Source organism: Stenotrophomonas sp. STEN008, assembly GCF_056760435.1.
The window spans coordinates 1-7,633 of sequence record NZ_JBRRET010000066.1 but is presented as its reverse complement, the minus strand read 5'-3'; the positions used below and the strand labels follow the sequence as shown (position 1 = coordinate 7,633).

At 67.6% G+C, this 7,633-nt stretch carries 7 protein-coding genes; all 7 read left to right on the top strand.

Annotated elements, in window-relative coordinates; translation table 11 throughout:
- Positions 1-436 (top strand): methyl-accepting chemotaxis protein (locus tag ACVOME_RS18310; protein WP_481505376.1); only part of this gene is annotated, 436 nt, incomplete at its 5' end.
- 202 nt (positions 437-638) lie between these two features.
- Positions 639-1,112: a hypothetical protein gene (locus ACVOME_RS18305; protein WP_128990761.1), complete on the top strand. Its 474-nt coding sequence runs from the start codon at positions 639-641 to the stop codon at positions 1,110-1,112.
- A gap of 3 nt (positions 1,113-1,115) precedes the next feature.
- Positions 1,116-3,308 (top strand): methyl-accepting chemotaxis protein, encoded by a 2,193-nt coding sequence (locus ACVOME_RS18300; protein ID WP_481505375.1) that lies wholly within the window; start codon positions 1,116-1,118, stop codon positions 3,306-3,308.
- Positions 3,309-3,449: 141 nt separating this feature from the next.
- Positions 3,450-4,223: a flagellar brake protein gene (locus ACVOME_RS18295; RefSeq protein WP_111186113.1), complete on the top strand. Its 774-nt coding sequence runs from the start codon at positions 3,450-3,452 to the stop codon at positions 4,221-4,223.
- Between the two features lie 137 nt (positions 4,224-4,360).
- On the top strand, positions 4,361-4,852 hold the full coding sequence (locus tag ACVOME_RS18290; protein ID WP_053520422.1) for a chemotaxis protein CheW: 492 nt from the start codon (positions 4,361-4,363) through the stop codon (positions 4,850-4,852).
- 136 nt (positions 4,853-4,988) lie between these two features.
- Positions 4,989-5,372: a hypothetical protein gene (locus ACVOME_RS18285; protein WP_053520421.1), complete on the top strand. Its 384-nt coding sequence runs from the start codon at positions 4,989-4,991 to the stop codon at positions 5,370-5,372.
- Between the two features lie 102 nt (positions 5,373-5,474).
- A partial coding sequence (locus ACVOME_RS18280) for a methyl-accepting chemotaxis protein (RefSeq protein ID WP_481505374.1) occupies positions 5,475-7,633 on the top strand: 2,159 nt, incomplete at its 3' end.

Here is a 7,633-nt window from a genome sequence, read left to right as displayed (position 1 = left end):
GGGCAAGGTCGCCGATGGTTCTGCGCTGGTGCACAAGGCCGGCGCCACCATGGGCGAGATCGTTGCCTCGGTGCAGCGCGTAACCGACATCATGGCCGAGATTTCCGCGGCTTCGCAGGAACAGAGCGCGGGCATCGAGCAGGTCAACCAGACCGTGGTGCAGATGGACGAGACCACCCAGCAGAATGCCGCGCTGGTGGAGGAAGCCACCGCCGCTGCACGGGCGATGGAGGAACAGGCTGTGCAGCTGGGTGAGGCCGTGGCCCGCTTCCGCCTGGAGTCACAGAACGAAGCACCGCTACCGGCGGTGGTCGTGGCGGCGCAGCGCAGAGCGCCAGCGGCAGCTCCAGCGGCCAGGCCGGCCCCCCAGCGCGTCGCACGCGCCGTGGCGGCGCAGCCGGCGCTGGCACTCGACGGCGACTGGCAGGAGTTCTGACCTCATCGGAACTGCGACGCGTCGGATTCCTGCACACTGGCAGGGATCCGACCCTCGACCGGCCCGGTCTGATCGCCGTGACTCCTCGCCGGTCGTCGCAACGCATCACAGTTCCAGCGTTGCCCCGGCCAACTGATTGAATTTTTCTTCAGGTTCAGCCGCCGCTCGCCGCTAACGGGACACGGTCCTACGCGAGCCAGCGATGCCAGCCAGCAACGACCCCGACCCGATACCGGTACAGCGTGGGCGAATGCTGGCCGGCGTGCTGCTGCTCGCTGCGTGGCTCGGATGGACCCTCGCCGCGCTGTGGGCGCAGGCCGATGCTTCACAGCCACCGGCCGGCCGCTGGCGCGCCGCGGACGTGCTGGCGCAGCTGTCGCCCGCCGTGCTTGCCGCCAGCCACCAGCATCCCCTGCTGCTGCGGCAGTCCATCGTCTGTGGCTGCGCCCCACCGGCGCGCACACCCGACGGCATCGATCTGCGGGAGGCCCGCACGCCGCTGCCCTTCGAATGGCTGGTGCTGTACCAGCAGCGCCTTGTCTATGCCGGGCCCTCCCTTCTCGACGCGGGCTGCGGCGGCCGTCCGCTCGCAGCCGCTCCACTGGTTGCGGGGCTGCTGCGCAATGCACAGGCGCCCGTGATCCTTTCCCATCATTGCCCATGCCACAAGGAGTAGCGCATGCATGCCTCCACCCGTAATACCGCCGCGCCGACCGGTCAGCCGACACCGCCTTACCTGCGCACGCTGGCCGCGGGTGCCGACCGCCTGTTCCTGCTGGTCAGTGCAGGGCTGGTCCTGGCCTCGCTGGCACTGGCCGTGCGCCATGGTCAATGGACACCGTGGCTGCTGGTCGCACTGCCCGCGCTGCTGGTCAGCGCGGTGCAGATCCACCTGCAGCCCGGCAGCCGCCTCAGCCGCTGCACGACAGCGCTGGCGTGGATGGTGCTGTCGGCCACCTTGATCCACCAGACGCACGGACAGCTGGAGACCCACTTCACGGTCATCGTGCTGATCTCACTGCTGCTGTACTACCGCGACTGGCTGCCGATCGTGGTGGCCGCCGTGGCGATCGCCGTGCATCACGTGCTGTTCTTCGCCCTGCAGACGCGCGGCCTGCCGTACCCGGTATTCGCCGCCGGCAGTGGTCTGGGCGTGCTGGTCCTGCACGCCCTGTACGTCACCATCGAGGCCGGCCTGCTGTCGGTGATGGCCGTCCAGATGCGCCGCCAGCTTCTGCTGCTCGGCCACGACCCGCAGCAACTGGCACACCTGGCACGCGGCCTGGCCGACGACCAGCCCCTGCCCGAGGCGCTGCATGCCAGCCAGTTCCCGCAGGACTCGCTGGCCGCCGCCCTGGTCCAAGCCAGCACCCGGCTGCTGCAGCGCCGCCAGCGCGAGCTGGCGGCCAGTGGCGAATCGCTGCGCATCCGCAGCGCGCTGGACGATGTCACCACCAACGTGATGATCGCTGACCGTGACCGCAACATCGTCTTCGTTAACCGTCCACTGCAGAAAATGCTGGCCGCCGCCGAAGCCGACCTGCGCCGTGACCTGCCGCAGTTCAGCGCCGCCGATCTGCTGGGCCGCAACATCGACATCTTCCACCGCAATCCGGCCCACCAGGCCACCCTGCTCGACCGCCTCACCGGCACCTACCGCACGCAGATCCGCGTCGGCGGCCGGGCCCTGCAGCTGATCGTCAATCCGATCATCGGCGACGACGAACAGCGCCAGGGATTCGTAGTGGAGTGGGCCGACCGCACGGCCGAGATCGAGGTCGAAGAAGAACTCGGCCATATCGTCGATGCCGCCGCGCAGGGCGACTTCAGCGGCCGCGTCGGCACCGCCGGCAAGGAAGGCTTCTTCCTGCAGCTGGCGGAACGCCTCAACGGCCTGCTGGATGCCAACGCACGCAGCATCGAGCAGATCTCGCAGCTGCTGTCCTCGCTCTCGCGCGGCGACCTCACCGTGCAGATGCAGGGCGACTTCCACGGCGTTTACGCCCGCATCCGCGACGATGCCAACACCACCATCGCCGAGCTGACCCGCATCGTCGGCAGCATCCAGGCAGCCTCCAGCCGCCTCACCGGCGCTGCCGCCGGACTGGCGCAGGGCAATGGCCACCTGGCCAGCCGTACCGAACAGCAGGCGGCCAGCCTGGAGGAAACCGCCGCCACCATGGAGGAGTTGACCGCGACCGTGCGCCAGAACGCGGGACATGCGCGGCAGGCCAACCAGCTGGCCACCGATGCGGCCGACATCGCCGGCGAGGGGCGCACGGTCGTCGGCCAGGTGGTCACCACCATGTCCGCCATTGAAGCCTCCTCGAAGAAGATCGCCGAGATCATCAGCGTCATCGACGGCATCGCCTTCCAGACCAACATCCTGGCCCTCAATGCCGCGGTCGAAGCCGCCCGTGCCGGTGAGCAGGGCCGCGGCTTTGCCGTGGTCGCCAGCGAAGTGCGCACCCTCGCCCAACGCTCGGCGGGTGCTGCCAAGGAGATCAAGGGCCTGATCGACGCCTCTGTCGGCAAGGTCAGCGATGGCGCCGCACTGGTGCAACAGGCCGGCAGCACCATGCAGCGGGTCGTGGCCGCGGTGCAGCAGGTGAACCAGATCATGGGCGAGATCTCCTCCGCCTCGCAGGAACAGAGCATGGGCATCGAGCAGGTGAACCAGAGCATCGCGCAGATGGACGCCAGCACCCGCCAGAACGCCACGCTGGTGGAGGCGTCCACCGCGGCCACCCACGGCATGGCCGAACAGGCACAGCTGCTGGCGGCCGCGGTAGCGCGCTTCCACCTGCACGGAGGGGACGACAATCCGGCGGTGATGCAGCGTGTGCGGCAGATCGCCGGTATCGAGGAATGATGCCTTCGGCCCATTCCTTCGATCCCGGCCCGGCCGATGGAAGGTGATGAAACTCACACTTCATAATCCGGCGCGGTGGCCGATATCCCCATCGAGCCACGCGCCGGCGCGCGCAGGCGCCCGCCCCTGACCACAGATTCCATGTCCGACGGCAACGACACAGCAGTGCACGATGTCCATGCGGCCGACGCCGCGGATGAACGCTTCCTGGTCCGTAATCCGCGCCAGCTGCGGCAGCTGCTGCGCTCGCTGATCGAGCAGCGCTCCCTGATAAACGCGCATATCGACGGCCGCGATCGCTCGTTCCCGACCGCGCTGTTGGAACTGGACGAAGACGAGGACGTGCTGCTGATCGATGGCAGCCCGCAGGAGGCGTCCAACCGGGCAGCCGAGCAGGCCGATCATGTGCTGTGTTTCGCCCAGCTTGAGCGCGTGCTGGTGCGCTTCCGTCTGCAGGGGCTGCAGCGCGTGGACAACGACGGCCACGTCGCCTTCCGCGCTGCGCTGCCAGAGGAACTGATGCATCTGCAGCGGCGCGAACTGTACCGGCTGGAGACCCCCGTCACCGACTCGCCCCAGCTGCTGCTGCCGGCTGCGGACGGACGCCCCGAGGCGTTGTCGATGCGCGTGGTGGACATCAGTGGCGGAGGCCTTGCCGTCGCGGTGCCCAGCGACTGCGCCGTGTTCGGCCTGCAGCAGCGCTACGCGGCGGTGCTGTCGCTGTCGGATGGGCCGGATCTGGATATCGAACTGGTGGTCTGCAACCTGCTGCCGCAGCGCCAGCCCAACGGTACCGAAATCAAGCGCGTGGGGATGCGCTTCGACAGCCTGCCTCGCGGTGGCGACAGCGCCATCCAGCGCTACATCTTCCGGATCGACCGCCAGCGCAAGGCACGCCGGAACGGAGAGATGTAGCTGGCGCCGGCCGTGGCCTGGCGCCATCCGGTCCTCACCAGACGGGAATGTCCTGTCACGGCCCTGCCTAAAGTCCCCCCGCGCGGGGCCGATATCGAGCCTGACACCGGGACTTCCGGCAGAACCAGGACCCCTCGATGAACGACCAGACCCGCTCCGCCGCCAGCGCCGGCGGCGAATTCCTCAGCTTCACGCTCGGCGCCGAGCATTACGGCGTGGATATCCTCAAGGTGCAGGAAATCCGCGGCTACGATGCCGTCACCCGGGTGCCGGACGCACCGGATTACATCAAGGGCGTAATCAACCTGCGCGGAACCATCGTGCCGGTGATCGACCTGCGCCTGAAGCTGCGCCTGGAGAACGCGCGCTACGACGCCTTTACCGTGATGATCGTGCTCAATGTCGATGACCGTGTGGTCGGCATCGTGGTGGACAGCGTCTCGGACGTCATCCCGCTGTCGTCCGAACAGATCCGCCCGACCCCTGAATTCGGCGCTGCGGTCGATACCCGGTTCATCTCGGGCATCGGCACCCAGGACGACCGCATGCTGATCCTGCTGGACATCGAGACCCTGCTGGACAGCGCGGACATGGGCCAGCCGGCCCTGCTCGAGGACGCCGCCGCCTGAGTCTGCGTACCGCTTCACGTTGCTGTCACGAAACCCTTCAGTTCCCTGCGGCGGTGCCGATAGGGGGACAGAGGCCGGCCGCGCGGGAACGCGTACCACCGGCAAAAAACCATCACCCTCCCGGAGAACCACCCCGATGAAGTCCCTGCTCGCGCTCGTTTCGGCTGCCGCCCTGGCCACCACCGCGTCGTCCGCCCTCGCCCAGTCCTCGGACATGATCCCGCCGGAACTGGCCCCGCGCTCGGTGGGCAAGGACGGCATGGTCTGCGGCAAGGTCGAGAAGGCCCGCTTCGCCGAAGGTTCCGAAGGCCAGCCGACGTTCCTGTACATGGGCGGCGCCTTCCCGCGCCACACCTTCTCGGCGCGCATCGCCGGTGAAAACCGCAGCAAGTTCTCGTTCCCGCTGGAAACGCTGGAAGGCAAGACCGTGTGCGTGATCGGCAAGATCCAGCGCGATGCCTCGCGCGCCGAGATCGAAGTCAGCTCGCCGGCCGGCCTGAAGCTGGCCAACATCAAGTAATCCGCTGTCCGTCGCAGTCACGCCGGTCCTGGTGCCGGCGTGGCCGCCGCCGCAACCGGGCCCGATGCCCGTGCGCGTCTGCCTTAGGAGATCGCAACGCCCATGCCTTGGATCAACAACCTGAAACTGATGCCGAAGCTGATGGTGACCTTCGGCGTCATCCTGCTGGTGATGCTGCTGCAGGGCATCGTCGCCTATCGTGGCCTGCATTCGCTGAACAACGTCACCACCGAGTTGGCCGGTTCGCGCATGGAAAGCATCCGCCTGGCCGGCGAGATGCGCGGCATGCTCGGCGAGTACCGCAACAGTGCCTACCAGCAGCTGATCCGTGCCAGCGATGACGTCAAGGCCGACGCGCGCAAGCAGGCTGCCGCGCTGCGTACCAGCATGGACAGTTCCATCAAGGACTATCCGAAGCTGGTGGACAACGCCCAGCAGAAGAAGCTGTTCGACACCTTCGCCAAGGACTGGAAGGACGCCCTGGCCTCCTACGACAGCGTCACCGAGATGCTGGAACTGGACCTGCCGGACGACGCCATCGATACCTTCGTCGGCGAGACCCGCACCAAGCACCGCAAGGCCGCCGCGGCGCTGGAAGCCCTGATTGCCGAAGACAACCGCCTCGCACGCGCCTCGCGCGAACAGGCCGAATCCACCTATGCCGCTTCGTCCGTCCTGACCGTGATCGCCCTGCTGGGTGGCGCCGCGCTCGGCCTGGTGCTGGTGTGGCTGTTCGCCCGCGCCCTCGTCGGCAGCGTGCGTGGTGCCGTCTCGGTGGCCAATGATGTCGCCGGCGGCAAGCTCGACGGTCACATCGATGTCAGCCGCCAGGATGAAGTGGGCGAACTGATGCAGGCCATGCAGCGCATGCAGCGTGATCTGCGTGAGCGCATCGAGACCGACCAGGCCATCGCCCGTGAGAACCTGCGCATCCGGACCGCGCTGGATTACAGTTCGACCGGCGTCTACCTGACCGATGCCAACAACACCATCGTCTACAGCAACCGTGCCCTGCAGCAGACGTTGAGCCAGTACCAGGACGATGTGCGCCGCGACCTGCCTGACTTCGATGCGCAGGACTCGCTGATCGGCAAGCCGGTCACGGTGCTGGAACACCGTGGCGAGATGGACCCGTCCCTGCTGGCGAACCTCAAGCAGCACGGCGTGGCCCGTCGCCCGATGCAGTACGGCGATGCCCAGTTCGCCCAGGTCGTGTCGACCATCCGCAACGAGGACGGCGACACCGTCGGCTGCGTGGTGGAATGGCGTGACCGTACCCAGGAAGCGCAGGTCGAGGCCGAAGTGGCCCGGGTGATCGCCCGCGCCGCCGCCGGCGATCTGTCCGGCCGGATCGAAACCAGCGACAAGGAAGGCTTCTTCCTGCAGCTGGCCCAGCAGATCAACGGCCTGCTCGACGCCAACGCCGGCAGCATCGAACAGATTTCCGGCCTGCTCGCCGCGCTGTCGCAGGGTGACCTCACCGTGCGCATGCATGGCGACTACCAGGGCGTATTCGCTCGCATGCGTGACGATGCCAATGCCACTGCCGCGCAGCTGAGCGAGATCGTCACCCGCATCAAGCAGTCCAGCCGGGCAATCAGTACTGCCGCCGGCGAGATCGCCTCCGGCAACAACGACCTGTCGCGCCGTACCGAACAGCAGGCCGCCAACCTGGAAGAAACCGCCGCCTCGATGGAGGAACTGACCTCCACCGTGCGCCAGAACGCCGAGCACGCCCGCCAGGCCAACCAGCTCGCCATCGGTGCCCATGGCGTCGCCTCCCAGGGCGGCGAAGTGGTCGGCCAGGTGGTCACCACCATGTCCGCCATCGAAGCCTCCTCGAAGAAGATCGCCGAGATCATCAGCGTCATCGACGGCATCGCCTTCCAGACCAACATCCTGGCCCTCAACGCCGCGGTCGAGGCCGCCCGTGCCGGTGAACAGGGCCGCGGCTTTGCGGTGGTCGCCAGCGAAGTGCGCACCCTCGCCCAGCGCTCGGCCGCTGCCGCCAAGGAGATCAAGGGCCTGATCGACGACTCGGTGGGCAAGGTCGCCGATGGTTCTGCGCTGGTGCACAAGGCCGGCGCCACCATGGGCGAGATCGTTGCCTCGGTGCAGCGCGTAACCGACATCATGGCCGAGATTTCCGCGGCCTCGCAGGAACAGAGCGCCGGCATCGAGCAGGTCAACCAGACCGTGGTGCAGATGGACGAGACCACCCAGCAGAATGCCGCGCTGGTGGAGGAAGCCACCGCCGCTGC

Excerpts from the sequence above, each read along its gene's own strand:
- ACVOME_RS18305 (WP_128990761.1), top strand. The coding sequence starts at position 639 with ATGCCAGCCAGCAACGACCCCGACCCGATACCGGTACAGCGTGGGCGA.
- ACVOME_RS18290 (WP_053520422.1), top strand. The coding sequence starts at position 4,361 with ATGAACGACCAGACCCGCTCCGCCGCCAGCGCCGGCGGCGAATTCCTC.
- ACVOME_RS18295 (WP_111186113.1), top strand. The coding sequence starts at position 3,450 with ATGTCCGACGGCAACGACACAGCAGTGCACGATGTCCATGCGGCCGAC.
- ACVOME_RS18285 (WP_053520421.1), top strand. The coding sequence starts at position 4,989 with ATGAAGTCCCTGCTCGCGCTCGTTTCGGCTGCCGCCCTGGCCACCACC.
- ACVOME_RS18300 (WP_481505375.1), top strand. The coding sequence starts at position 1,116 with ATGCATGCCTCCACCCGTAATACCGCCGCGCCGACCGGTCAGCCGACA.